This is a genomic window from Chloroflexus sp., assembly GCF_049970315.1.
Taxonomy (GTDB): domain Bacteria; phylum Chloroflexota; class Chloroflexia; order Chloroflexales; family Chloroflexaceae; genus Chloroflexus.
The window spans coordinates 124459-150407 of record NZ_JBMFNE010000007.1 but is presented as its reverse complement, the minus strand read 5'-3'; the positions used below and the strand labels follow the sequence as shown (position 1 = coordinate 150407).

At 56.4% G+C, this 25949-nt stretch carries 25 protein-coding genes; 13 read left to right on the top strand and 12 right to left on the bottom strand.

The genetic code is table 11. The features are described 5' to 3' along the window. Nucleotides 1–75: 75 nt before the first annotated feature. The 7 genes from ACP5OT_RS07320 to mnmA form a co-directional block, all read right to left on the bottom strand. A complete protein-coding gene (locus tag ACP5OT_RS07320; protein WP_287905153.1) occupies nt 76–351 on the bottom strand; it encodes an HU family DNA-binding protein in 276 nt (91 codons plus the stop codon). Between the two features lie 406 nt (nt 352–757). Next, the gene (locus ACP5OT_RS07315; protein WP_012256561.1) at nt 758–1288 is read right to left on the bottom strand and encodes a GTP-binding protein; all 531 of its coding nucleotides are present in this window, start codon (nt 1286–1288) and stop codon (nt 758–760) included. A 31-nt stretch (nt 1289–1319) separates the two neighbouring features. Continuing rightward, a complete protein-coding gene (locus tag ACP5OT_RS07310) occupies nt 1320–2132 on the bottom strand; it encodes a DUF4388 domain-containing protein (RefSeq protein ID WP_424674835.1) in 813 nt (270 codons plus the stop codon). A gap of 53 nt (nt 2133–2185) precedes the next feature. Then, the gene (locus ACP5OT_RS07305) at nt 2186–3121 is read right to left on the bottom strand and encodes a DUF1385 domain-containing protein (RefSeq protein ID WP_424674836.1); all 936 of its coding nucleotides are present in this window, start codon (nt 3119–3121) and stop codon (nt 2186–2188) included. Nucleotides 3122–3220: 99 nt separating this feature from the next. After that, the gene (locus ACP5OT_RS07300) at nt 3221–3673 is read right to left on the bottom strand and encodes a hypothetical protein (RefSeq protein WP_424674837.1); all 453 of its coding nucleotides are present in this window, start codon (nt 3671–3673) and stop codon (nt 3221–3223) included. A gap of 66 nt (nt 3674–3739) precedes the next feature. Beyond that, nucleotides 3740–3997, bottom strand: coding sequence for a hypothetical protein (locus ACP5OT_RS07295; RefSeq protein ID WP_424674838.1), 258 nt, complete (start codon nt 3995–3997; stop codon nt 3740–3742). Further along, nucleotides 3994–5073 carry a tRNA 2-thiouridine(34) synthase MnmA gene (mnmA, locus tag ACP5OT_RS07290; protein WP_424674839.1) on the bottom strand — a complete coding sequence of 360 codons (1080 nt, stop codon included), beginning with the start codon at nt 5071–5073 and terminating at the stop codon, nt 3994–3996. The genes ACP5OT_RS07295 and mnmA overlap by 4 nt, the downstream gene beginning before the upstream one ends. Before the next feature lie 49 nt (nt 5074–5122). Between mnmA and ACP5OT_RS07285 the strand changes: the two genes are divergently transcribed. From ACP5OT_RS07285 to ACP5OT_RS07255, 7 genes are all read left to right on the top strand, one after another. Next, nucleotides 5123–5968, top strand: a complete 846-nt coding sequence (locus tag ACP5OT_RS07285; RefSeq protein ID WP_424674840.1) for an alpha/beta fold hydrolase — start codon at nt 5123–5125, stop codon at nt 5966–5968. Between the two features lie 94 nt (nt 5969–6062). After that, the gene (locus ACP5OT_RS07280; protein WP_424674841.1) at nt 6063–6845 is read left to right on the top strand and encodes an alpha/beta fold hydrolase; all 783 of its coding nucleotides are present in this window, start codon (nt 6063–6065) and stop codon (nt 6843–6845) included. Nucleotides 6846–6982: 137 nt separating this feature from the next. Beyond that, nucleotides 6983–8671 (top strand): long-chain-fatty-acid--CoA ligase, encoded by a 1689-nt coding sequence (locus ACP5OT_RS07275; RefSeq protein ID WP_428131761.1) that lies wholly within the window; start codon nt 6983–6985, stop codon nt 8669–8671. A gap of 469 nt (nt 8672–9140) precedes the next feature. Then, the gene (locus ACP5OT_RS07270; RefSeq protein ID WP_424675013.1) at nt 9141–10322 is read left to right on the top strand and encodes a helix-turn-helix domain-containing protein; all 1182 of its coding nucleotides are present in this window, start codon (nt 9141–9143) and stop codon (nt 10320–10322) included. Then, a complete protein-coding gene (locus ACP5OT_RS07265) occupies nt 10306–10662 on the top strand; it encodes a type II toxin-antitoxin system PemK/MazF family toxin (protein WP_424675012.1) in 357 nt (118 codons plus the stop codon). The genes ACP5OT_RS07270 and ACP5OT_RS07265 overlap by 17 nt, the downstream gene beginning before the upstream one ends. 2 nt (nt 10663–10664) lie before the next feature. Continuing rightward, nucleotides 10665–12941, top strand: a complete 2277-nt coding sequence (locus ACP5OT_RS07260) for an FAD-binding oxidoreductase (protein WP_428111124.1) — start codon at nt 10665–10667, stop codon at nt 12939–12941. 17 nt (nt 12942–12958) lie between these two features. Continuing rightward, nucleotides 12959–13744, top strand: a complete 786-nt coding sequence (locus ACP5OT_RS07255; RefSeq protein ID WP_424675010.1) for a TrmH family RNA methyltransferase — start codon at nt 12959–12961, stop codon at nt 13742–13744. Here ACP5OT_RS07255 and ACP5OT_RS07250 read toward each other — a convergent pair. Then, nucleotides 13741–14361, bottom strand: a complete 621-nt coding sequence (locus ACP5OT_RS07250; protein ID WP_424675009.1) for a LysE family translocator — start codon at nt 14359–14361, stop codon at nt 13741–13743. The two genes, ACP5OT_RS07255 and ACP5OT_RS07250, sit on opposite strands and share 4 nt — an antisense overlap. Before the next feature lie 358 nt (nt 14362–14719). Here ACP5OT_RS07250 and ACP5OT_RS07245 point away from each other — a divergent pair, with 358 nt between their 5' ends. Both ACP5OT_RS07245 and ACP5OT_RS07240 read left to right on the top strand, forming a co-directional pair. Continuing rightward, on the top strand, nt 14720–15412 hold the full coding sequence (locus tag ACP5OT_RS07245) for an Rcas_1661 family thioredoxin-like (seleno)lipoprotein (protein ID WP_424675008.1): 693 nt from the start codon (nt 14720–14722) through the stop codon (nt 15410–15412). A 384-nt stretch (nt 15413–15796) separates the two neighbouring features. After that, nucleotides 15797–16435: a hypothetical protein gene (locus ACP5OT_RS07240; RefSeq protein WP_424675007.1), complete on the top strand. Its 639-nt coding sequence runs from the start codon at nt 15797–15799 to the stop codon at nt 16433–16435. A gap of 21 nt (nt 16436–16456) precedes the next feature. Here ACP5OT_RS07240 and ACP5OT_RS07235 read toward each other — a convergent pair whose 3' ends face one another. Continuing rightward, on the bottom strand, nt 16457–16813 hold the full coding sequence (locus ACP5OT_RS07235; protein ID WP_424675006.1) for a hypothetical protein: 357 nt from the start codon (nt 16811–16813) through the stop codon (nt 16457–16459). 146 nt (nt 16814–16959) lie between these two features. On the opposite strand from ACP5OT_RS07235, the gene ACP5OT_RS07230 reads away from it, so the two are divergent. The 4 genes from ACP5OT_RS07230 to ACP5OT_RS07215 all read left to right on the top strand — a co-directional run bounded on the left by ACP5OT_RS07230 (nt 16960) and on the right by ACP5OT_RS07215 (nt 22802). After that, entirely contained in the window at nt 16960–18801 is a 1842-nt protein-coding gene (locus ACP5OT_RS07230) for an ABC1 kinase family protein (RefSeq protein ID WP_424675005.1), read from the top strand. 132 nt (nt 18802–18933) lie between these two features. Beyond that, complete coding sequence (locus tag ACP5OT_RS07225) at nt 18934–20304, top strand: GH1 family beta-glucosidase (RefSeq protein WP_428111120.1); 1371 nt, start codon at nt 18934–18936, stop codon at nt 20302–20304. A gap of 75 nt (nt 20305–20379) precedes the next feature. Then, nucleotides 20380–21645 carry an MFS transporter gene (locus ACP5OT_RS07220; RefSeq protein ID WP_424675003.1) on the top strand — a complete coding sequence of 422 codons (1266 nt, stop codon included), beginning with the start codon at nt 20380–20382 and terminating at the stop codon, nt 21643–21645. A 92-nt stretch (nt 21646–21737) separates the two neighbouring features. Then, on the top strand, nt 21738–22802 hold the full coding sequence (locus ACP5OT_RS07215) for an NADH:flavin oxidoreductase/NADH oxidase (RefSeq protein ID WP_428131759.1): 1065 nt from the start codon (nt 21738–21740) through the stop codon (nt 22800–22802). A gap of 52 nt (nt 22803–22854) precedes the next feature. Here ACP5OT_RS07215 and ACP5OT_RS07210 read toward each other — a convergent pair whose 3' ends face one another. The 3 genes from ACP5OT_RS07210 to ACP5OT_RS07200 form a co-directional block, all read right to left on the bottom strand. Further along, a complete protein-coding gene (locus ACP5OT_RS07210) occupies nt 22855–23193 on the bottom strand; it encodes a hypothetical protein (RefSeq protein ID WP_428131757.1) in 339 nt (112 codons plus the stop codon). 153 nt (nt 23194–23346) lie between these two features. Then, on the bottom strand, nt 23347–23700 hold the full coding sequence (locus ACP5OT_RS07205; RefSeq protein ID WP_428131754.1) for a c-type cytochrome: 354 nt from the start codon (nt 23698–23700) through the stop codon (nt 23347–23349). 207 nt (nt 23701–23907) lie between these two features. Continuing rightward, a complete protein-coding gene (locus ACP5OT_RS07200; RefSeq protein ID WP_424674999.1) occupies nt 23908–25833 on the bottom strand; it encodes a PhoX family protein in 1926 nt (641 codons plus the stop codon). Nucleotides 25834–25949 lie beyond the last annotated feature (116 nt).

Sequence of the window (25949 nt, the reverse complement as noted above, 5' to 3'; positions counted from 1 at the left end):
AGGGGGAAACGCGACAACATACCGACGAGGACACAATCGTAGGGACACAATACACTGTGTCCCTACGCCACAATACTAACCCTTCACCGCCTCTTTGAGCGTGCTGCTCGCGCTAAAACCGGGGGTCTTGGTAGCGGGGATGTGAATCTTCTCGCGGGTCTGCGGGTTCACACCCTCACGCGCCTGCCGTGAGCGCACCTCAAACGTACCAAAGCCGGTCAACGTTACTTTCTCACCGCGCGCCAACGCTTCAGTGATCACCTCGAGCGCAGCATCGATGATTTGCTTCGTCTCCTTCTGCGAAACCTTTGCTCGTTCGGCCACAGCCTTGATGAAGTCCGTCTTCTGCATGAACTCCTCCCTCTATACTCCACACCTTTCGTAGCTCTTCACAACGCAGTATACCGTATCTGTCAAGACCTGTACGCGTTACTGACGCGATAAACGGCCATTTAGACTTTCCAGTTACAGTTTATGGCTTTGCAATGCGCATAATTTCTTAGAACGCATTGCAAAGCCATATTAACGCAAGACGAGTAAGCTGTCAATGAACAGCGTCGCACGAACAAGCGACAAAACCAGCGGAGCGACCCCAACCGCTCGGCACATCGTCAGACCAAAAGGGGCACGGTCAACCGTGCCCTCTGATGGAATACACGCCACATCTCAGGAGATACAAACGTTGCTACGAGCTAGCCGCTACCGATCGAAGGAGCCATGCGGCCATGCGAACACCGGCCCCCCAAAGCATGGCGCATCAATCTTCGCTCCGCTCTTGAATCACATAGAGCAACTCGAGCAAGACATTCTTTACACTCTCGCGATCGGTCGCCGTACAGGGCAACACCTTGATATGCGGCGGCTGACGCAGAGCCAACCGCAACTCTTCCGGCGACCATGCATTCGGACGATCCTGCTTATTGGCAGCAATCACGTATGGCGTATCGCGATACGACACGAAGAAATCGATGATCCGGTTCGTCTCACGGAACGTCTCCGGGCGCGTGCTATCGACGAGGATCACCAGACCCAGCATACCTTCAGCAAGGATCTCCCACATAAAGTCGAATCGCTTTTGTCCCGGCGTCCCAAAGAGATGGAGCACGAGATCATCAGAGATCGCGATGCGCCCGAAATCCATCGCGACAGTTGTTTCCTTCTTGATCAGCCGAGTATCGTCGGTCGCCCGGCGCTCCGTCGAGACGACCTCGATCTCAGAGATCGTCTTGATAAACTCGGTCTTGCCGGCGTTCACGGCACCGCTGATCACCATCTTTACCGTCTGCACACAGCCCTCCGCTCCGATGCTCCGGCCCCAGCTACATGCTGCGGATCCGATTGATGATCCGGTTAACGAGGCTCTTCTTCAAACGCGGCTGTTCAACCGGCGGCATACCGGTTGCCAAAACACGCTGACGTTTCACCAACTCCAGCATACCGGCGGTCAAGAAACCGTAGACCGCACGGCACACATCAAAATCACTCAACCCGGTCTTTTGGGCAATTTCGGCCAACGTATCACGGCCATTAATACGGGCAAACACCTTCCACTCATCCGGGGCGAGGCGCATACCCTTGAGCTTTTCACCCGGTGGGGCCAAAAAGCGCGGCACCAGATCGGTCGAAGGAATTCGGTCACGGATCCGTTCCCATTCATCGATCCGGCGCACTCCTTCCATAATGAGATGATCGATCGAGATCGGCACCGGCACTAACGGCGCATCAGGCGCCGGACGCTGATTATGCTCGAAGAGAAAATCCCCTTCTGGCCACGCAAACAAACCGTAGACCGATTGCTCGGTATGGTTCATCAACGCCTGTTGTAACCGCTCGGCACTTGTCATTCCAGCCTCAATGACAACCTCGCTGAGCGTGGCACCATTCCCGTACGCGGCCAACGCCCGACAAGCCTGTGCCACCTGATCGGCATTCAGCACCCCCAACCGCACCAACAACTCCGGTTTCTCGTCCTCTGGACGCCGAGCAGCCAGTAGCAATTTTCCCTTATCAAAGTAGAGGCGTGCCGTTTGATCCTGGTATGACAGATGCAGGGCGCCCGTTTTATACCCGCGATCAACGAGTGAAAGAAAATCTGATAAGCTAAAATCGCGGATGTTCCCTACTAGCGCCATACGTTCCTCCGCAATCGCGGGTCATGCGTGACGGACGATTGTTACAACGATTGTTACATGGTTGGCTGCGTATCGGCCAAACCAGAAACAACATCAACCGTGACCGCCGGTTGAGCGCCCACAACCTGATCGGCGGCAAGCACGGGCTCCAACGCAGCGATGGCCGTTGCAATCATATCATCATCTGGCTCACGAGTTGTCAGGTATTGGGCAGCCAACGTTGGCGTCAACAACCAACGCACCCATGGCAAATGATAATAGTTTGCGGCGAGTTGTTGAACTTCAAAAGCTACTGCTGCCACCAATGGAATCAACACGATCCGAGCGACAATCCGCTGCCATACCGGCAAAACGGCCACCGATAAGAAGATAAGAAACCCGATCAGCGCCACCGCCAGCAAAAAGCTAGTTCCACAGCGCGGATGGATACGACTACACTGCCGCACTGACTCAACCGTTAGCGGCAAACCGGCTTCATACGCATTGATAACTTTATGTTCAGCGCCATGATAACCGAACACCCGGCCAATATCGGGAATACGGCTAATCGCAGCAATATAGGCAATAACGAGGGCCAGATTAATCAGCGCCTCGATCACTTCACGCAGCAACACCGGCGCGCCCAGTTGGCCGATAGCGTTGGCAACCAACGACGGCAGAACGACAAATACACCGATTGCGATGACCATCGTCACAGCAAAGATCAGCGTCTGCATCCATGGCGACAACCGATCTTCTTCCTCAGCAGCAACGACCGTAGCCGAGAAATCCAACGCTTTACGCCCAATCGTCAATGCTTCGGCCAAAGCGGCAAATCCGCGCAACAATGGCCACCGTTGCCAGCGAGCGTGACGTGCTGGTATTGGCAGATCGAGCCGAGCAAAGCTGCCATCAGGCCGACGCACGACAACCGTTGCCTGCCGACGACCGCGCATCATCACTCCTTCGAGTACTGCTTGCCCACCGTATTTAAACTGCGCCTTGCTCATCTTCGTTCTACCATTCGCCGAACGACCTGCTATGCACAGGCTCGTACTAGTTTCTATCTTACCATACCGGTAGGCACGGTAATGTATCGAATAGGGGGATTATGAGGCCGGTTCTTCGGGCTTTCCGCGCCGGGCCAATGTTACTGCGGCTGCGCGTACACCGGTGACCAGGCTTGAAATACGGATAATTGGTGAGACGACCCGTTCGGCGACATAGGTCGTTGCCGTCGTCGCCGTTTGCGCCGATTCGCGCACATTATTGGCAATCGCGCGCGTCGTATCTAAAGCCTCATTCGCTTTCGATAGCGCCTCATCAAGCTTGGGAATCACGTTATTGCGCGCTAACCGGTTGATCTGTTCCACTGCGTACAGGATGGCAATGAGAATCGCAATCGACAAAACAGCACTAATCAATTGCAACGCCGCGAGAATCACGATGAATACATCGCGCCATGCTGCACGAAACCCTTCACCGAGGAAGATGGCAGCAATAATGAACCCGAATAATACTGCGGTTAGCAGACCGATACCAATCCCAATCCAACGTAACACGGGGCCACCTCCATACCGGGCCGCACATGATGCAGCTGAGAGGGCACTCTAATGCGCCAAATTATATCATAGGCGTAAGCGTGAAACAACTATTAATACTACCCACGCCAACAGTGAGGCTTCCAGCATTGGCACACCTGCCGGCGTCGGTAGGTTCAGTGGAAACCGCCAACTGAGGACAGTAGCAATGAGGCAACCGGCTGCTGCGGCCACCCAAAAGATCGGTAATTGCCGCCACGTTCGCCCTAGCAGTGCATGGGCCAACGTGGCATGGGTCGTTGTCAATAACAGCAAGAGGAGAGCTGCCGGCGAAAGTACACTCATCCTACCTCCGGGCGGGCAATCCAACCACCACCCAACAACCGCGCCCCGTCGTAAAAGACGGCAGCTTGGCCGGGGCTAACGGCACGCTGCGGTCGTTCGAGTTCGACCAGCCAGCGTCCATCCGGCTGTGCAGAAACACGGGCAGGCAGCGGTTCGGCATGGGCACGCACCTGTACCTGACAGTGAAACGTCTCTGCCGGTGGTGCATCATCTACCCACTTGGCATCGGTCACGATGAATCGCTCGCGGTTGAGTGCCTCGACCGGCCCGACGATTAGCGCGTTGCGGGCCGGATCAATCGCGACCACGTAGCGCGGCTCGCCTCCACCTAACCCCAAACCGCGCCGCTGGCCGACGGTGTAGAGTGGGAGACCACGATGACGCCCGATCTCGCGTCCTTCGAGATCGACGATTGGGCCGGGGATTAAGCTCTCTGGGGCTTCGATCCGCAACAAGTTACGATAGTCGCCATCAGGCACAAAACAGATGTCTTGACTCTCTTCACGATTGGCACTAGGTAAGCAGCGCGCTGCGGCCATTTCCCGCACTTGTTGCTTTGTATATTCACCAATAGGGAAGAGTAAACGTGCGAGATCGGCCTGCCCCAGCATGTGCAGCATATACGACTGATCTTTCTCGGTATCGACTGCCCGCCAAAGCTGATACCGGCCACGATCGTCGCGCACAATGCGCGCATAGTGACCGGTAGCCACTGCATCAAAGCCCAACACCCGTGCCCGGTCGAGCAGGGCACGGAATTTAATCATACGGTTACACTCGACGCACGGATTGGGCGTCAGACCGTGGGTATATGCACGGATAAAATACTCGATAACGTGACGGCGAAACTCGCGCTGATAGTTAAACACGTAAAAAGGGATGCCAAGCAGGGCACACACCCGTCGCGCGCTCGTGGCCGCCTCGGCCGCACAGCACAGGCTCTCGCGCAATCCCTGCTCATCATCATCCCACAAATGCATGGTTACGCCGGTTACCTGATGACCGGCTTCCTGTAATAAAGCGGCTGCCAGTGAACTATCAACGCCACCACTCATTGCAACCAGAACGTTTGCCATAATGGTATTATACTCGGTAACGGTCTCTTTCTCAGTTCAAGTTTGACGTATGCGCCAACCAACTTCACTCAAAGCTGACGTCGTAATCGAACGCCATTTTCACGACCGACTTGGGATTAGTTTTCTCACAGCGGGAACGAATGGGCCAGCCATCGTCTTTCTCCACGGCTGGGGTGCCTTCAAAGAATTGTGGTGGAGCGCCTTGCGCGATCTTGGCCGTGATTACCGCTGTTTTGCCCTTGATATGCCCGGTCACGGTGAAAGCCGGATCGGGCGAGCCGACCGGATCGAAGCTATCGCCGCACTTGTCGCCGAGTTTTGCCACGATCACGGTCTCTCCCAGATTATTCTCGTCGGTCATTCTATGGGCGGAAGCGTAGCGGTCGAAGTAACCCTGCGCTATCCCGAATTGGTTGCCCGGCTGGCCCTCATCGACGCGGCAGTTGATGCTTACCGCATGCCGGCTTATACCCGCACCTATCTTTTGCCCAATGTGGGTTGGGCCGTCTTCCGCTTGACCCAAACTATCGGGCGCACGTTTCGTCCGCTTGGCCAGCGCATCCCACACGAGCATGGTGGTGGCTGGATACGCCCATGGCTGCGGCGGGCATCATACCTTGCCACCTTCGATCCAGAAGGATTGTACCGCATTTTGCGTTCACTCTTTGCAACTCGCGCCGACGATAGGCTACGACAGATTCAGGTGCCAACTCTCGTGATGACCGGCCAGCTCGATAGTCTCGCCCCACCTACCCACGCCCGTCGGCTGGCGGCATGTATTCCCGGCGCGCAGTACGTGATGATCCCGGCCAGTCTGCATAACCCTATGGACGAACGTCCGCGCGCCTTTACCCGTGCGTTACGACGGTTTCTAGATCACACTTCTATAGAATAGAACAGATTCGTCGCACTGCAACGTCTCACCACGTACCAACCGGCGTGTATAGTGGGGAGTGGCGATCCGGCAGCACTACCCCAGAGATAAGGTTATGAACCTCGAACCGTACCGCAAAGAGATCCACCTAACCGGCACTGCACCGGTTCGGCTAAGCGTGGTTGATGTCGGACCATTGCAAGGAACCGGCAAAGCGACGATTGTCTGTATTCACGGCTGCGCCGGGAACCTTGAGCAGTGGGCACCGCAAATCGCACATTTTGCCCCCCACTACCGCGTAATCGCTCCTGACCTGCGCGGCCACGGCCGCTCTGAGGTGGTCAATTCGGCCTATTCGCTGGAAGAGTTTCTCTGGGACCTCACGCAAATACTGACCCGCTTGCAAGTTACCGAGCCATTCATCTTGATGGCACATTCGTTTGGCGGGCCGATTGCGATCACGTTTGCCGCCAGTCAACCACAGCGGGTGAGCCGCCTCATCCTGATTGCCACCGGGCCGGAGATGCATTTGCACCCCTTGCACGAGCGGATTGTGAAGCTGCCGATCTCTCTCGCGATGCTCGAACGGCTACGCCCCATCTTGATGCCCAAGACCTACGCGCCGGTCAAGGTTATTCAGAAAATACTGGCCGGTACCCTCTTTCGCTGGAACGGACGAGCCATATTGCCACACGTATCAACCCCAACCCTGATTATTGCCGGCCAGTGGGATTTTATTGCGCCGGTGGCACAGGCCCGTGAGAGTCAACAGCTTATGCCCAATGCCCGGCTCGAAATTGTGCGTTACACTCGCCATTTGCCCCATCTGGAACGACCTGATGCGGTTAATCGTCTGATCGACCGGTTTCTGGAAGGGCCAAGAGTCTGGCGTGAGTAACCGCATCGATAGGGGATCATGGTATCCCGCCATATTGACGTGACGGGTGATACGGCTGATAATCAGAATACACAACCTGTTCCACAATCTAATACATCAGACGGCACACTGTTGTGAAACCGTAGAGGAACTATCGCATGACCCTTGAACTCTTGGCGACTCGCCCGTGGTTGCGTCACTACGACCCCGGTGTACCGCACACCCTCAAGCTGACCCCCGAACCATTACCGGCATTATTGCAACGCGCCGCAGAACGGTTTGCCGAAACGACCGCTATTGCCTTTTATGGCCGGAACCTACGTTATGCACATCTTTGGGAAGAAGCCCAGCGCTTCGCCCGCGGCCTGTTGGCAATCGGCTTCCAACCCGGTGAGCGGGCCGTGATCTTGTTACCGAACATCCCACAGGCGGTCATTGCCTATTATGGTGTTTTACTGGCGGGCGGCATTGTGGTGCTGGCCAACCCCATCTTCGACGCCGAAGGATTCGCGCATGAAGTGCGCGACTCCGAAGCAACGACCGTGATCGCGTTGAGCATGTTTTACCGACTGGTCGAGCAGGTCCGTGCCGAACTCCCCTTCCCCCGCCTCATCTACACCAACCTCAAAGAGTATCTGCCGTCGAGCCAACGCATCATCTTCACCTTACTCCGGCAAGAACGCGAAGGCCACCGTGTACCCGCTGAACAAGCAGCGCACGCTCATTGGTTTCAGCATGTGTTGGCTGCCAACACCAACGATGATCTGCCAACAGTACGCGCCGATGATCCGGCGGTTATTCTCTACACCAGCGGCACCACCGGCAAGGCCAAAGGTGTCTTGCACCGCCACGCCAGCCTCTACGCCAACACCTACCAAACACGAGCATGGTACGCCGATGCCGACGAGGGAAACGAGCGGGTCTTGTGCGCAATTCCCTTCTCGCACGCCTACGGCATGACCGCCTGCATGAATGTTGGCATTGTCCTCGGCGCGACCCTGATCTTGCTCCCGACCTTCGAGACGCACAATGTCCTCCACGCCATCCGCCGTGAACGTCCCACCTTCTTTCCCGGTGTGCCACCGATGTACGCGGCGTTGAACGAAGTACGCGACGTGCGCAAATACGGTCTATCGTCGCTGAAAAGTTGTCTAAGTGGTGCTGCACCACTGCCCATTGAGGTGCAAGAAGGGTTCGAGCGCATCACCCGTAGTCGGCTGGTCGAGGGCTATGGCTTGAGCGAAGCCGGACCGGTGACGCACGCGAACCCGTTGCGTGGGCAGCGGCGGGTGGGTAGCATCGGGCTGCCGCTCCCCGACACCGAAGCCCGCATTGTCGATATGCACAGTGGCGACGACGTACCGGCCGGTGCCATTGGCGAGCTACTGGTGCGCGGCCCACAACTCATGGCCGGATATTGGCGTAACCCACAGGCCACTGCCGATGCCATCACACCCGATGGTTGGCTGCGTACCGGCGATGTGGCTCGCATGTTGCCTGATGGCTATTTCCAGATCATCGAGCGCAAGAAAGAGATGATTATCGCCGGCGACTACAACATCTACCCACGCGATCTCGAAGAGGCCCTGTACGAACACCCAACCGTTATTGACGCAGCGGTGGTCGGTGTCCCGATCCCCGACGGCCGGACAGAGGTGCGGGCGTTTGTCGTCACGCGGCCCGGTGAGCAGGTGAGTGAAGAAGAGGTCTTTGCGTTCTTGCGCAGTCGGCTGAATCTGCCGGTGATGCCGGAGAAAATCGAGTTTCGCGAAGCACTGCCGCGTAGTTTCATCGGTAAACTGCTGCGCTGGCGCTTGGTGGAAGAGTTGTTGCAGCATGAGAAGTAGGGCAGAGCACAAAGAGGTTGCTGTGAAAGGGATATGACCAGAATCAACGTGCGCGATATTGCTTGCTGTGCAGCGGTTACTAGATAGATAAAGCAGCCGAGCTGCTCAATCACTATTTGCAGCAACACGACCGTCAGGGTTACGTAGCTTATGGTCATTCTGCGAGTTGCCGGAAACGGAAAACGAAGCGCATAGGCGAGCATACCGTTCAAGCCTATCAAGAGAACGCACAAGTCTACCTTAGCCTGCGACACGCCCTCTGTTCAATCGCCTCGTCGTCTCAGGCGATGGTCTTGACACGGCCCAACCTCTGATCACGGCGCAATCGTTGCCAAAACTGACCGCACTGCGGATGGGCCGAATTAGGAGGAATGAACTGTAAGGCCGCACAGCGACAAGCAAGCCCGTCGTCGGTTGACAAATCGCTTACCATCAACGATAATTTTCAACTGAAAGGAGACGTTTGGTCATGATCAACCAACGTTTACGCCAGCTCCGACTGGCACGTGGAATGACGCTCGACGATCTGGCACAGGCAACCAACCGTATCGTCACTCGGCAAGCCATCTCGAAATACGAACACGGTCAGGCGCAACCATCACCTATCGTCTTACAACGACTCGCCCAAGCCCTTGGTGTACGACCGACCGATCTCCTCGACAGTACTAACCCCCAGATCGAGTTGATTGCCTACCGCAAACGGGCCACCCTGAGCAAACGCTATCACGATCACATTACAGCACTGGCGACCGAACAGTTGCGCGCACGACTGCGGCTCCAGCGCCTCATTGGTGAACCGATTCGGTTGGATGTTCCCATCTATGGCTACCCAATCGATCAAATCGAAGCTGCCGAAGCTGCTGCTGATGATCTGCGGATGCGGTGGGATTTGGGCAAAACGCCACTGGCCAATCTCACCGACATCTTGGAAGATCACGGCTTGCATGTCATCGCCCTCGATGCAGACAACGGCTTCGACGGCGTTGCGGCCATCGCCCGCGATGAACGCGGTGAGTCATTGGCCGCTGCGGTGATCGGTCGGCGCAGCCTCGATGGGGCACGCTGGCGAATGAACCTAGCCCACGAGTTAGGTCACTTAGTCTTGCAGCCAACAAGTCAACTTGATGAGGAAAAAGCGGCATTTCGCTTTGCATCAGCATTTCTCGCTCCGGCAACAACGCTCCGTGCTCATGTAGGAGAACATCGCCATCACCTTCATCTCGGTGAACTCCTGTTGCTCAAGCGCCATTTCGGCATGAGTATCCAAGCACTGCTTTACCGGATGCAGACGTTGGGTATTATCAATCAGCGCCTCTACCGGTCGTGGATGGTCAAGATCGGTGAGCAGGGTTGGCGAACCAACGAGCCAGAACCCTTGCCGATGGAAGAGCCGCTCTGGTTGCGTCGAATGGTGCTGCGAGCAGTAGCCGAGGAATTGCTCGATCCGGTAGAGGCGCAAACTCTGCTCGGCGAGGAAATCGATCTCTTGACCGAATCGAGCCGGCAAGACAGTCTGTGTCACCGTTTGCTCCGTCAACCGCTGGCCGAGCGCCATGCGGTTCTCGCTGCCCAAGCGGCGCAAATGGTCGATCTCTATCAAACGTCTCCCAATGTAGCCAACGAGGTCGAAACACGTGAGCATTCCCGGTAAGTACCAGCGTGGCGAGATTTGGCAGGCCGATCTCGGTACCGATGGCTCGCTGCCGGTCTTAATTCTGAGCACTGATGCGTTAGGCAACCTGCCGATCCGTTTAGTCGTACCGTTGCAGCCTTGGGATGATCGCTTCACCCACAGTATTTGGATCCACCGGCTGGATGGAGGGTGGCCACAGCAACTCGGCACACCACACGCGGCCGATTTGCTCCTCCTCCGCAGTATTGCAACGAGCCAGCTACAACGAAAAATTGGGCGTGTATCGGCAACGACCATGGACGAGATTGTGGCCGCTTTGGCGATCATCGTGGATTATAATCCGTCAACACTATCATAGGTATGACAACCACACCATCATCCTTTACCATTCACGCCGGAGCGTTATTGGCGAGCACGCCGGCGAGTGCCACAGCCACAGCACTCAATCAGGCGCTCGCTGCGTATGGCTTGTGTCTGCCGATTGTATCGTTACGCGCCGAGGTGACCCTCGCCGAGTTGGTGGCTTGTAACAGTGGCGGACGCTATCGATTGCATAGCGGGCCTATCGGACGTTATGTGCGAGCAGCAACGCTGGAGCAAGGTGGCAAATTGCTGACGATTGGCGGTCCAACGCTTAAGCGAGCGACCGGTTATAACCTGCACCGGGCCTTGGCCGGGCAGGGTGTACGGTTGGGAATGATTCGCGAACTGACGTTCAACCTACGCCCGTTACCGGTAGCAACGGCGCTGTACGCAGTACATGGACCGATAGATCGTCTCTTGACGCTCTCCGCCTACCTTATCAGCGAGGGATTGAGTATCCGAGGATTGGCGTTCGATGCAACCGGCATATTGCTGATCGAGCTGGCCGGTTTACCCACCGTGATAGAGCGCCAAGCCAGTATCTTGGCCGCGGCTGTAGCTCAGGCACAAGTGACCCTTATGCCCGATCCAGCAATGGGCTGGTACCATTGGGAGCAACTAGCCGAGCAACATGCTACGCTCCTGCCCGACCAACGGCTCGATTTTACTCTCCCGCGCCGTGCATTGCCGGCCTTAATCGCTACATGCAGCTCGCTGACAGGCGTAGCAATCTGGGGCGACGCCGGGGTTGGCAGTGTGCATATCGGCCCTCTACGAGATCGTGCCCTTTATGCAACCCTGAAAGCACAAGCGTCTGCGCTCGGCGGACAACCCTGTACCGAATTCGGGCCACCACCTGAACCGACGTTCCCCTCTCTGGTACCGGCAACTGGCGTGACGGAAGCCGATACGGTGCGCGCGATGCAACAGGTTGTCGGGAAACGCTTCCTCATTCACCACCCCGATCAACTGGCCGTGTACGGGCAAGATGCTTCAATTGCGCAACCCAACGGCCTACCGCACGCCGTGGCTCTACCGGCCAATACCGATGAGGTCGCAGCGTTAATGCGGATCGCTGCGGCTCATGGGTTATCGGTAGTCGCCCGCGGCGCCGGCAGTGGGCTAGCCGGCGGGTCGGTACCCACGGCGGGCAGCCTCATGATCGGACTGAACCGGATGGAGCAACTGGTGATCGATCGCGAGCAGCAGGTAGCCCACGTTGGCGCCGGGGTCATTACCGCCGAACTCCAGCGCGCTGCCGAGCGGGTCGGTCTCTTTTACCCACCCGATCCGAGTAGTCAGACTGCTTCAACCATTGGCGGCAATATTGCATGCAACGCCGGTGGGCCGCGCTGTCTCAAGTACGGCGTTACGGCCGATTATGTTCTCGGCGTCACCGCAGTCCTGGCCGATGGCACGATCGTGCATTATGGTGACGGCCTTAGCGGCCAAGGTGAGAGTAACGGGCTTGCACAGTTGCTGGTCGGTTCCGAAGGAACGCTGGCAGTCATCACCGAAGCGACCCTCCGCCTGATCCCTTTACCACGCGCTCGGCGGACAACGATGGCAATTTTTCGCACCCTCTACGAGGCCTGTGCAACGGTAGAGCGAATTATGGCCTCCGGCCTTATTCCGGCCAGTCTTGAACTAATGGACGACACCACAATTGCTGCCGTTGAGGCGTATCTCCAGATCGGCCTGCCGCGCGATGCCGGCGCATTGCTGCTGATGTTGGCCGACGGTGAACCGGAAGCAGTTGATCAAGAAACGGCGACCCTTGCCGAACTAGCACGCACGAGTGGCGCCGAGCGGGTGGTCGTCGCCCGCACCGCCGGTGACGAGGCAAATCTCTGGCAAGCACGGCGGGTTATCGCGCCGGCGCTAGCACGCATTCGGCCCAACCGGCTCGGCGAAGACATCAGCGTTCCGGTACCGCAGATCGCGGCATGCGTTAGCCGGATCAAGCAGGTCAGTGCCGCTTATGAGCTACCGATTGTTGTTTTTGGGCACGCGGGTGATGGCAACCTACACCCCAACATCCTCTTTGACACACGCAACCCCAGCGAGCTGGCCCGGCTCTGGCCGTGCGCCGAAGCGATCTTTGCCGTAGCCCTGGAGATGGGAGGTACCCTATCGGGCGAACACGGGATTGGCACCCTTAAACGGCCTTTTATGCGACAAGCGTTGGGAGAAACGCAAATTGCCATCCAGCGCGCGATTAAATCCCATTTCGACCCAGAAGGGCGGCTCAATCCCGGTAAGGTTTTGCCGTAGGTCACGACTCGATTACCATGCTTGTCACCAGTCTTACCAACCCAACTATCAAAATGTTGCGTGCGTTACGCCAGCGCAAAGCCCGCGATGAGCAAGGTCGCTACTTGATCGAAGGTATTCGTCTGGTTGGCGAAGCAATTCAGTGCGGCGCACCACTCGAGATGATCATCGTCGCTCCCGATTTGCTAACCAGCTCGTTTGCCCACGAACTTGTCGAGCACTACACTGCCGGCGGTGGTCGTGTCTTGACCGTCAGCGCCGAAGTGCTCGGTAGTCTGGCCAGTAAAGAGCATCCCCAAGGAATCATTGGTGTGGGTCGCGCTCGCTATACTCCGCTTGCCGATCTGGTGGCGGGAGTCAACGGCTGGGTTGCGCTGGTTGACGTCGCCGATCCGGGGAATCTGGGCACCATTTTGCGAACTGCCGATGGTGCAGGGTTTAGCGGGGTCATTTTAATCGGATCAACGGTTGACCCATTTGATCCGGCGGCAGTTCGGGCCAGTATGGGTGCCCTCTTCAGCCAGCAGATCGCCCGTGCCGGTTGGGATGAACTGCTTGCGTGGCGGCAAGCACGCAGTCTACCTGTGATTGGCAGCTCAGACCGTGGTGCCGTCGACTATCGTACTGCTACTTACCCAAGACCACTCATTTTGGTGCTTGGGAGCGAACGGCAAGGTCTCAGCGACGATCAACTCGCCGCATGCGATACTGTGGTACGCATTCCGATGCGTGGACGTAGCGACTCACTCAATCTAGCAGTTGCAGCGGGTATTCTCATGTACGAAATCACTCGCAACACCTAACTTTCAACTGCCATACGCATCCCCAACACTGCCAACACTGCACCGGTTGCGTAATTGAGCCGTCGGCGCACGGCTGCTTGCCGCAACCACCCACTTACGCCGACCACAACAACAGTGAGAGTCGAAAACCAAAGCACACTCAACCCGAAATGGATGGTCGTCAGGGCCAAGGCAGTGGTGAGGATCGGATCACGAGGATCAATAAACTGCGGTAAAAACGCCAAATAAAACACTGCTACTTTTGGATTGAGGACATTACTCAACACGCCCTCAACAAACGCATGGCGCTCTTGACCGGTGGGCAGATGGAACTCAGGCACAGCATGTTGCCGCCACGTCGTTATGATTGTCCATCCCCCCAACCCGATCAGATACAGAGCGCCGGCCAATTTCACGGTATGGTACAGTTCAGCCGACCGCACGACAATTGCGGCCAACCCCAATCCAGAGAGGATAGCCTGGACAAACAGGCCACAGCCAATACCAAAAGCGGTTGCAACGCCGGCCAAGCGACCGCGGGTTAGGGCATTACGCAGCACCAGCATCGTATCGGCGCCAGGGATAAGCGTGAGAACCGTGACGGCAACGGTATAGGTGATGAGGTTTTCGGTGAGCATAGGTTGATCTGAAACTGTAGGAACGGTGATTGAGGGATATGATACATGATTTTAGGGGATAGGGTGCGGTGGAACGGAAGGTTTGGGGGTGGCCCACGGATGGAACGGATCGGGGTAGGGGCCACGCACCGCATCGCCCGTACAAGCTGTAGGAACGGATCGAGGCAGCGGCCACGCACCGCATCGCCCGTACAAGCTGTAGGAACGGTGATTGAGGGATATAATACCGTCTAATCCGCGATGCAGGGTTATATGCCAACCTTGCCGATCAGCGGCAACCTATGGTAGATTGAAGGCGACAGTGACCATATCTACGGTACTGTCATCACTATAACCGTAACGATCTTGGACAACCCATATGTACCGTTTCTTATTACTCTCATTACTCATTCTCACCGCCTGTACCGAGCAAATGACTACCACACCAGTTACTCCTACCTTGCCACCGACCCGTGCCCCAACATCGACACCGGTGACTGCACAGAGTGAGCCGATAATTACCGCATATTACCCCGACCTACCGCGTGGTCGGACTCCCGAAGGCTACCACTACCTCGGAAATCCTGACGCGCCGGTCACGATTATGGTCTATTCTGACTTTCTCTGTACGACCTGCGCGATCTACACTATCGATCTTGAGCCACAGGTTATCGAGGCCTTTGTCGCCACCGGTAAAGCTCGTCTCGTCTATCGACATCTTCTCCAATTGGGGGAGCGCTCGCAATTGCTCGCCGAAGCCAGCGAATGCGCCGCCGATCATGGTAAATTCTGGGAGATGCGCCACGAGTTGTATGCGCGGTATAATCAACTTTACTTCAATACGCGTGAGACGACGATCGATCTTGCCCAGGGGTTAGGTATCCCGGCTGATGCTTTTAGTGCATGTCTTGATGCACACACGTACCGTGCCCAAGTTGAGGCTGATTACGCCGCCGCAACGGCTGAAGGTGTGTTTGCCCGACCAGTGTTTCGGATCGGTAATGAGACGTTGGTGGGTATACCGCGCTTTGAAGCACTATCTCAAGTCATTGAGCGGGCGGCACAGCGGTAAAGAGTGCAGGAGGTGCAGCAGGTGCAAGAAATAGCTCCCTGAAGCCCTCACTAATCACAGACACACACTGCCGGGGATCGCGGTGTGATGATCTGAACCTGAGAACACCTACATCCCACCAGGTCTAATCCACGTAGTCGTTGCAAAGCGGGTATGAATGATGCGGGATAAAATCGCTCGCAGAGCACTTAAAATTACTGTAGGATGATAGGCTGAGCCTTTGGCATCCGTCAACACAGATGCACGTTAATTTACCTGAGCGATACTATGGCTTGTTCACATTATGTTTGGCCGTTGAGTATTATTGCTGTTGGGCTCATTTTGTTCGGGTGGCTATCACTGGCAAGTAGTCCCAGTCCATCATGGGCTCAAGTGAGCTGTGACGTGCAGCCGACGTATCCGGGATGTATTGAGATTCCAATCAACTGTGGCCCGTATCCTGACAGTGTCTGCCAAGTGACGCAAACGGCTGTGATCGCACGACGTACCGCGACGGTGGCCGCAATATATACCCAAACTGCTCAAGCCGGTGGATTACAGCCAGCTTCACCAACGGCAACACCCACTGCTACCGCAACCATAACACCAAATGCCAGTACCGCAACTCCAACCCCCAACATCACACCTAGCCCAACCGTGACTCTTATGCGCACTCCACAACCAACAGCAGTCCCACGCCCAACGTTTACCCAAACTACGCTACCCACCGCTTTCCCAACTCCAACGGTATCATCGTTACTCCGCTGTGCTCCTAATGATCGGCTCGAACTCAGTGGTACAACTCGTCCACAAATTGCATTACTCGTGTTGTTTGATGATCGTCCAGTAGGCGGTGGGTTTAGTGATCGCAGTGGTGCATTCCGTCTCGAATTGCGGATCGGGGAAGAGCATGTCGGCACACACAAAATTGTGGTACGTGAACGAGAGCATGAGACGATTGTCGCAACGTATACGTGCGAAACACCTCCGCCACCAACCCCTACACCGACCTTTCGGCCAATTCAAGTAACACCATCACCGTAGGGACATCACGACACGATGTCCCTACGATGACAACGAGGCTTGTTCGCCACGAGTATCATCCGATTGGCGGATTGCATCCATAATCAACGCGATTGCCTGTTCGTGTGAGCGGGTCAGCATTTCAAGTTCAGCGAGAAGCCGCGTCAGTCGTCGATAATCGCGTCGAATGGCTTGTTCATCAGCCATCGAGAGGCCGGGTTGCATAGTCGCAAGCCATTCATCACACGAAACCCGTCGGGCGAGCAGATCGGGCGAACCAAACTGGCTAAGCCGACGCCACAGAATTGCAGCGCTATCGGTCAACAGTCGCACACTGTCAATGGTCATAATACCGGTGATACCAAAACTATGCACCCATTCCCATATGTCGTCTATCACAAAGCTTGGCGACTACCCCGTCGGTAGCACATCAAGTGATAGCACGTACCCTCTGTATAGTAGAAGGTTATGAATTCAGTGCGGATCGGTCGCGAGATTGAGTTTCGCCTCTGGTATAATCGAAATAGAAATACTGGTAGGAACCTATGCGTGAACCAATCTCTCTCCAAGCAACCGAAACCGCCAATACCGGCGCTGTCCCCCGTCCAACCGAACCACCCCGTTTTCGCCCGCGTGAGCGCTTCTTGCGGGTATCGTCGTTCTTTCTTGGCGTTGTTATCCATATCTATATATGGGATGTCTTTCTCGCCCGCTTTGCCATCTTCCGTTGGTATGTGCAGCGCACGATGCTGCGCCGCTGGGTGAATATCGCCCGTCGTTTTCGGATGCTGGCTGTTGAACTCGGCGGGATGCAAATCAAGCTCGGACAATTTCTCTCATCACGTGCCGACATTATTCCTGATGTGGTGCGCCGCGAATTGACTGGTCTGCAAGATGAGGTACCACCGGCCCCTACTGGCCACGTGCTGGAAGTGATTCTGGAAGAACTCGGTGCCCCGCCTAGCGAGATTTTTCGCAGCTTTGAAACAGCATGTGTTGCTGCGGCCTCGCTGGGCCAGGTTCATTACGCGGTGCTCCACGATGGGCGTGAAGTGGCGGTCAAGGTACAGCGACCGTGGATTGACAAAATTATCGAGGTGGATCTGAGCGCAGTGACGTGGGTAGTTCGTTTGATCAAGAACTACCCACCCATTCGCCGCCGTGCCGATCTTGAAGCGCTGTTAGCCGAGTTTGCGCGAGTCTTGGTGCAAGAGCTTGATTATATCCAAGAAGCGCGCTCAGCAGCGATCTTTCGCCAGAACTTCGCCCATCATCCTGGCATTTATATTCCTGAACCAATCTTCGAGCTGACCACCCGCCGCGTGTTGGTCATGGAGCGGATTAGCGGGATTAAGATTACCGACTTACATACTCTTGATCAGTTAGGGGTTAGTCGGATTGAACTGGCGTCTCGTCTCAATAACTGCTACCTCAAACAATTTTTTATCGACGGCTTCTTCCACGCCGATCCGCATCCCGGCAATCTGTTTGTGCGGGTAGAAACGAATACCTCGCTTACGCCGAGCTGGCCTACCGCACCTCCCTCACCGGTCGGCAACAACGGCCATCTGACTAATGCTGTGCTCGAACAGCAGTTGCCGATTGACCATGCGCCGGATGAGACACCCGCGGGCACACCGTTCACATTGATCTTTGTCGATTTCGGCATGGTCGGACGACTTACACCGGAGACGATGGAGATAATGCGGCAAGGGGTGCTTGGGTTAGCAACCAATGACGCCGACCGTATTCTCAATTGTCTCGAACAACTGAACATGATTTTACCCGGCGCCGACCGTCGTCAGATTAAGGCGGCTATCGAGACGATGTTGCGCTACTCGTTTAACCGCACGGTGCGTGAGTTGACCAATCTTGATGTTGAGGCCATTATGGCCGAAACAAAAGACTTGATCTACGATCTGCCATTTCAGATTCCGCAAGACTTGTTGTATCTGGGGCGCGCTTTGAGTATGGTGGCCGGATTAGCAACCGAAATTTACCCCGATATTAACCTCTTCCAAGAACTGCGTCCGTTCGCACGAGCGATGCTCGCCCAAGAACAACGTAACGGAAATTGGATGGAGAAGTTGCAACAAGAGCTAAGTGAATTAGGCCGCATTTTGCTGGCGCTCCCCCGCGAGATGGATGCCTATTACCGTGCAGCCAACCGCGGCGAATTGCAAACTCGCTCGGATTTGAGCCGGCTCGAACGCAGTATGAAACGTGTCGAGCGAGCAACTGAACGGTTGATAGGTGGTATGCTTGCGACCGGCCTGTTCCTCGGTGGGGTACAACTGCGCACTCGGGGACTTGAACGCGAAGCAAATCGGGCGTGGTGGGCAGCCGCCGCAGCGATCCTGTGGGCATTGTGGCCGCGTAATAGTTAACGCAAAGAGCGCAAAGAGCGCAAAGAGCGCAAAGATTCATAATTCTATCCTACACTATACTTTGCGTACTTTGCGTACTCTGCGTCTTTGCGTTTCTATACTTTGCGTACTCTGCGTCTTTGCGTTATCGATATGAACCACGAAATCCGCTTTCCGACGAACTTTATCTGGGGCGCAGCCACTGCTGCCTATCAGATTGAAGGTGCCTGGAACGAAGATGGAAAAGGCGAGAGCATTTGGGATCGCTTTGTCCGCCGACCCGGTGTCATTGCCGATGGTAGTACCGGTGATGTCGCCTGTGACCACTATCACCGCTACGAAGAAGATCTTGACCACATGGCGGCAATGGGGCTGAAAGCGTACCGTTTCAGCATCGCATGGCCGCGCATCTTCCCCAATGGCACCGGTCAACCCAATCAGCGCGGGCTTGATTTTTATCGCCGGCTCATCGACGGCTTACACCGGCGCAACATTCTCCCGGTTGCAACCCTCTACCATTGGGATCTGCCGCAAGCGGTTGAAGATCGCGGCGGCTGGATCAGCCGGGATACGGCTTTTTATTTTGCCGAATACGCTGATTATCTCTTTCGCCAGATCGGTAGCGATGTTGCGCTCTGGGCTACCCACAACGAGCCGTTTATTCAGGCCTTCTACGGCTATGGCAACGGTGAAAACGCGCCCGGTAAGCGAGTGCCGTGGCGGGTATTGCACGTTGTACACCATCTTTTACTGTCACACGGGCTGGCAGTGAGCGCTTTTCGCGCCACCAAGCCGCAACCGATATGCACCGATCTACCACCGCCCCAGATCGGGATTGTCCTCATGATCTGGCCGCAGTATCCGGCCTCTGATCATCCTGCCGACCGTAAAGCTGCTCAGCGCATCGACGGAGCAATGAACCGGCTCTTTCTTGAACCACTCTTCCACCGACATTACCCGGCCGATTTGGTCGCTCACTTTGCTCGCCGGCTGATCGTGCCGCCGATTAAGCCCGGCGATATGGAGATTATCGGCCAGCCAATCGATTTTCTTGGTATTAACACCTACACGCGGCTCTTCAATGCGTTGGACTGGCGCGAACCGTTTTTAATGACGAAGCAGGTGCCGGGGCCGCTCCCCAAGACGGCGATGGGCTGGGAGATATACCCCGATTGTATCGTTGAGGCGTTACAAAAGGCTCGTGAGTATACCTCGCTTCCGCTATACATCACCGAAAACGGCGCAGCGTTCGACGATCCTCCACCCGGCCCCAACGATCAGATCGTTGAAGACCCAGATCGTGTTGCTTACCTCCGCTCTCACATTGCAGCTTGCCATCGCGCACTGACCGCCGGGATCGATCTGCGTGGTTATTTTGTCTGGACACTGCTCGATAATTTTGAGTGGGCGAAAGGGTTCAGCAAGCGCTTCGGACTGATCTATACCGATTACGCTACCCAACGCCGTGTCTGGAAGCGTAGTGCCCATGTCTATCGCGACATCATCGCGCGGAATGGGTTGTGAAGCACAGCTTGTCTCAGGGTAGGATTTGGCATGCTGAAAATACACAACCGGTGTTGGCAGTGTTGATACGATAATATGCGCAACGATCATCGTTATTTATTGGCCATTGGCCTGTTGACCACCGGTCTGACGGTGGGCTGGTTGTTTGCGACTATTGCCTATGCCGAACTCGGGTATGGCACTTACCGGCTAAGAGTACCACTATTCGGTAATTTGCCGCTGATCGGTCTCCTCAACAGCGTGTCGGTATTGGCCGGTGGTATCAGCGGGCCGGTGGCATGGCAAGCCGTGCGACGGTGGGGAGCACGTCCAACATTGATCCTCGGATGCCTGGCACACGGTTCAGCCCTGCTGACCCTGGCGTTGTCACCTCACAGCGAAGACCTCACGCCGCTGACAGCATGGACGGTGGTCGGTGGGATTGCCCTCAGTGGGCCGGCCAGCGTGTTGTTTAATCTGGCCGGTCCACCTCTCATGATGCAATTAAGCGGCACGTCCAGCCCCGATCGACTTTTTGCCCGCAGCGCCGCCTTGAGCTTGATCATCGGCGGTATCGCTAATCTGGTCGCCGGCAGTTTAGCGACGGCGTGGCGAGTGGCGCTGTTCGAGAGTGATGCCATCGCGCCGTACCGGCTCAATGCCGCTCTCAGCGCAGCGATCGTCGCTCTCGCTGGGTTACCGTTGGTGGGATTACGTCTCACGGCACAGCCATTACCAACACCGGCGACGTCGATTCGCCGCGAGATCAGTGACCTTTGGCGCACGCTCATCAAAGCGATCATCTTCGCCCCGGGGCCGCTGCTCATCTCACTCGGCGCGGCGCTGTTCATCCCCTACCTCGGACTCTTCTTTCGCCAACGCTTCACCGCCACCGACGCCGCTATCGGGCTGTTGTTCGCGCTCATCAGCCTCGCCACTGGTTTGGCGACGCTCGCCGGGCCACGAATCGCGGCGCGGATTGGCCGCATGCAAGGCGTGGTACTAACGCAGGCGCTCGCTATTCCCTGCCTGATCGCGCTAGCATTTGCCCCCGTCCTCCCGATAGCAGCGTTGATCGCAATGCTACGTAGCGCACTTATGAATATGGCAACGCCCCTCTTCGAGGCCCACGCCCTGAGCCAAACCCCACCAGAACATCACCCTACCGTTATCGGTCTTATCCGAGCGGCGGCCTCGGTCGGCTACATTGCCGGACCCACCATCAGTGCCGAGCTCCAAAGTATTGCCGGCTTTACCCCGATCCTGCTCATCGCAGCACTATGCTACACGATCGCAGTGATAGTCAATGCAACGCTCTTCATCTGGCACGCACCGTCTCCTCAGCACAATCCCACACCTTAGCCGAGCTGTACCATGCTGCTCGTTTGCCTGTATATACCAAGGACAGGTATACTGACAACAGTGTGTAGTCATTCAACTACTGAGAGAGCGCCATGCAACCACATTTATTTACACCACTGACCATCGGCAGTGTCACCCTACGCAACCGGATCGGCATGTCGCCGATGTGTCAATACAGTGCCGTCGACGGCTTCCCAACCGATTGGCATCTGATGCATCTAGGAGCACGGGCAGCCGGCGGGGTTGGACTTATCATTCTCGAGGCCACGGCCGTTTCGCCCGAGGGACGGATTTCTCCGTTCGATTTGGGCATCTGGCGCGATGAACACATCGCTGCCCTCTCCCGTATTGTTAAGCTGATCGAGAGTCTCGGTGCAGTGGCCGGCATTCAATTAGCGCATGCCGGACGTAAAGCAAGTGTGGGTCGCCCGTGGGAAGGCGGCAAGCCGATTGCGCTGGCAAACGGCGGCTGGCCGGTGGTCGGCCCGACGGCTGAACCGTTTGCTCCCGGCTATCCCACCCCGATCCCGCTCGATGCAGCCGGTATTGCCAAGGTTGTGGCCGATTTTGCCACCGCCACCAAGCGCGCACGAGCCGCCGGCTTCCGCTGGGTCGAAATCCACGCTGCCCATGGCTACCTCCTCCACAATTTCCTCTCGCCGCTTGGCAATGACCGCAACGACGAGTACGGCGGTGATCTCCGTGGGCGAGCACGTCTGCTCTGTGAAGTAACCGCCGCAGTGCGCGCAGAATGGCCGTCTGATCTCCCGCTTGCTGTTCGCCTCTCGTGTAGTGACTGGACACCGGAAGGTTTAACCATCGCCGATACGGTAGAGGTAGCGCGCATGCTACGCGAACAGGGAGTTGATCTGATCGATTGCAGTTCCGGTGGGATTGCCCTCGGCATTACTATCCCGGTCAGAGAGGGGTATCAAGTACCATTTGCAGCGCAGATCCGTCGCGAGGCCAACATCGCCACCGCTGCGGTCGGTCTGATCACCCGCGCCGAGCATGCCGACGCGATTATTCGCAATGGCGACGCCGATCTGGTACTGCTGGGCCGCGAACTGCTCCGCGACCCACATTGGCCGCTGCGTGCCGCGCGAACCCTTGGTCACGATCTCGCACCACCACCGCAGTATCTGCGGGCGTGGTAAAGATTAGTCGGAGGAGCTGCCTTGTGCCTTGCTCCTCCGCACTGTTCTCACCTCACTGATGACACATCTGACATGCCAGATCGGGGATTGGCTCATGCCGATTATCAACCTGATGCATACTGTGACAGGTTGGGCAGCCAACCCGACTCGATGAACCGCGGTGGCAATCGTTGCAGGTCGGGTTGAGTGAGTGAGGCATCTGTACCTGTTGTGGATGTAAATTGTGGCAGTTAACGCAACCGAGGTACTGTTCTAAACCGGCCTCACTGACTACCGGCGGTATTGATGTCGGCTCGACCACGGCCGTTGGTGTGGGCGGCAATGGGATGAATGTTGACGCCGGTAGTGGTGTCGTTGTAGGTGGGATGAAGATTGGTGCAGGGGTAACCATCGCCAAAACAGTGAGCGTCAATGTCGGTAGAGGGGTGAACGTTGCACTAGGCGGTGAAGGGCTTGGTGTTACTGGCGAGACGAGCGTTGGCGTGGGTTAAGAAGCCCATGTCGCTGTTGCCAACGGAGTTGGCGAGGCAAGCGTTGGCGTTGCCTAAAATGCCACAACTCCACCATCGGCAACCTCTTCTGCTTGCTGGTGCAACAGAAAATCGACCAACGCTGCAATCTGCTCGTTCGGCAAGAGATTACCGTAATCATCACCGACCACTGCGCGCACAATCCCTGCTTGGTAACCGGGAACAACAAACTCATCATGCACCTGGATCGAACGCTCAAGATACGCTTGTGCACTCAATCCGGGTACACGATCACCTGCCCGCAGACCAATCCCGGCCAGATTAGGACCAATGCTAACCCGCTCGCCCGCGTTGAGCGTATGACACGTCACGCATAGCACACCACCGGCCAACGGTGCACGTCCAAAGAATAGATCGGCGCCGCTCACCTAATACCGGCGTCGGTGATGGTGCGACCGGTCGCTGCGACGTACAACCGGCCATCACACCGATGAGCATAACGCCGGCTAGCAACTGTGTTATCCACGCCGGTACTTGCACCATCGTGGACCTCCCGTATACCACCAGTTGGGTCTTAGCACAATACCGTGCGGTGGCAACACTATCACCGCACGGCATTGCACTACATACCGCTACTACGATCCGATCACACCACTATCGAAGCGTTGTACCGTGATCACGCTGGGCCGCGGCAAGCCTTGCCGGTCGGGCCACGTGCTGCTCGGGTTCTCGAAGGTACTGCCCTCACCGGGGTGTTGGATGGCTAGGAAGAGCGTGCGGTTGTCGGGGGTAAACTCTGGCCCGCACACCTCACTGCCGGCCACCGACGAGAAGAACTGTTGCAGGTTGCCCCGCTGCGAACCGCTCACCGGCACAGCGAACAGACCATCGTTGAATTTGATTGCGCGCGGCGCGCCGTCGGTGGCAATCCATAGGTTGCCCTGACTGTCGAAGGCCACATTGTCGGGAGCGCCAATCGGCGAGACCTTGCTCTTGTCGAAGCCGGCGAAATAGGTGTCAGGCTGCGAGGGTAGCCCTGCCAAGATGAAAATCTCCCAACGGAACGTGGTAGCAGCGTGATCGTCATTGCGTTCGGTTAGCTCGATGATGTGGCCCCACGCATTGTTGGGACGCGGGTTAGCTGCGTCCACGCCGGGTTGGCCGCTCGCGCCGCGACGGGTGTTGTTGGTTAGCGCGATGTACACCTTCTGGTTGACCGGATTGACTTCTACGTCCTCTGGTCGATCCATCTTGGTTGCCCCCACAAGATCGGCAGCCAAACGGGTGTTGATCAGCACATCACCCTGCGAGCGGAAGCCATTTTCCGGCGTCAGCGGGCCTTGCCCGAACACCAGCGGCAACCACTCACCGGTTCCATCAGGATTAAACTTTGCCACGTACAAGACACCATCATCGAGCAAATTCATATTTGCTTCGCGATTGCGCGGGTTGAATTTACCGTTGGTAACAAACTTGTAGACATACTCAAACTGCGCATCATCACCCTGATATCCAACCACCCGACCATCGCGCGCAACCACAAAGGTAGCTCCTTCATGGCGGAAGCGTCCCAGCGCTGTGCGCTTCACCACCGGTCGCAATGGATCATACGGATCGATTTCCACGCACCAGCCGAAACGGAAACCCTCATTCGGCTCTTTTGAAATATCAAATCGACTGTGGAAGCGTTCCCACTTGCGCTCCGATTCAGCCGTCGGCATACCATAGCGGCGATGCACCGCATAGCGTGAGTCGTTGCGGTCAAGGCCATTGAGATTGGCGAAATACTGGTGGAAGTTCTCTTCGCCGCTCACCACCGTACCCCACGGGGTCTTGCCACCGGCACAGTTGTTAAGCGTGCCAAGAATCGCATCGGCACCGGGATCAGCGCTAGTCCGCATCCACGGATGATCGGCGGCAGGGCCACTCAGGCGGGTCGCACTAAACCCGCTTACCCGCCGGTTGTAACGTGAATTTCGTACATAGCTCCACGTACCATTAGGCGCGCGCACCACTTCAACCACCGATATTCCATGGGCTGCAATTCCAACATCGACCTGATTACGTGTCGGGTTCTCAAAATCGTACTTCGGGAACATCAACTCTTCATTGGTGTACTCGTGATTAACCACGAGCAGACCGCGGTTCGAGGTATTGGAACCATAGGGCAATGGCAAGAAACCAACAAAGTCGCAGTTATAGCCAAACTGCTTCACCTGCGCTTCCGGCGTCTGCAACCAGACATCGAAATCGGGTGCATCGGCACTCAACGGCTCCCCCCAGCGAATGAGGGTGCGCGCATAATATCCCTCCGGTACAACCACGTCATCAAAATCCGGGTCGGTAGGCTTCACCGCTTTGAACTTCAAGCCAGGATTCGCAGCCAACGCTTCCTCGACAGCCGACAGACTCGAACCGATCAAGACGAGCGAACCACCGATTGCCAACGTCTTGAGCATACCACGGCGCGAAATCCGCAGTGCCAACACCTCTTCCAGCGTCTGACCAATCCCAGCCTGCGAACGGACAATCCATTTATCTTTTTCGTCACGACCACCCATAGTATGATCACCTCCTTAGAATTACCCTTAGGTGCGAACCGCCAATGTATCGTGGGATGGAAACGTTCTGAGCATTCGTGATTATATGGAATGTTTATAAACAAGAATTGATGTAC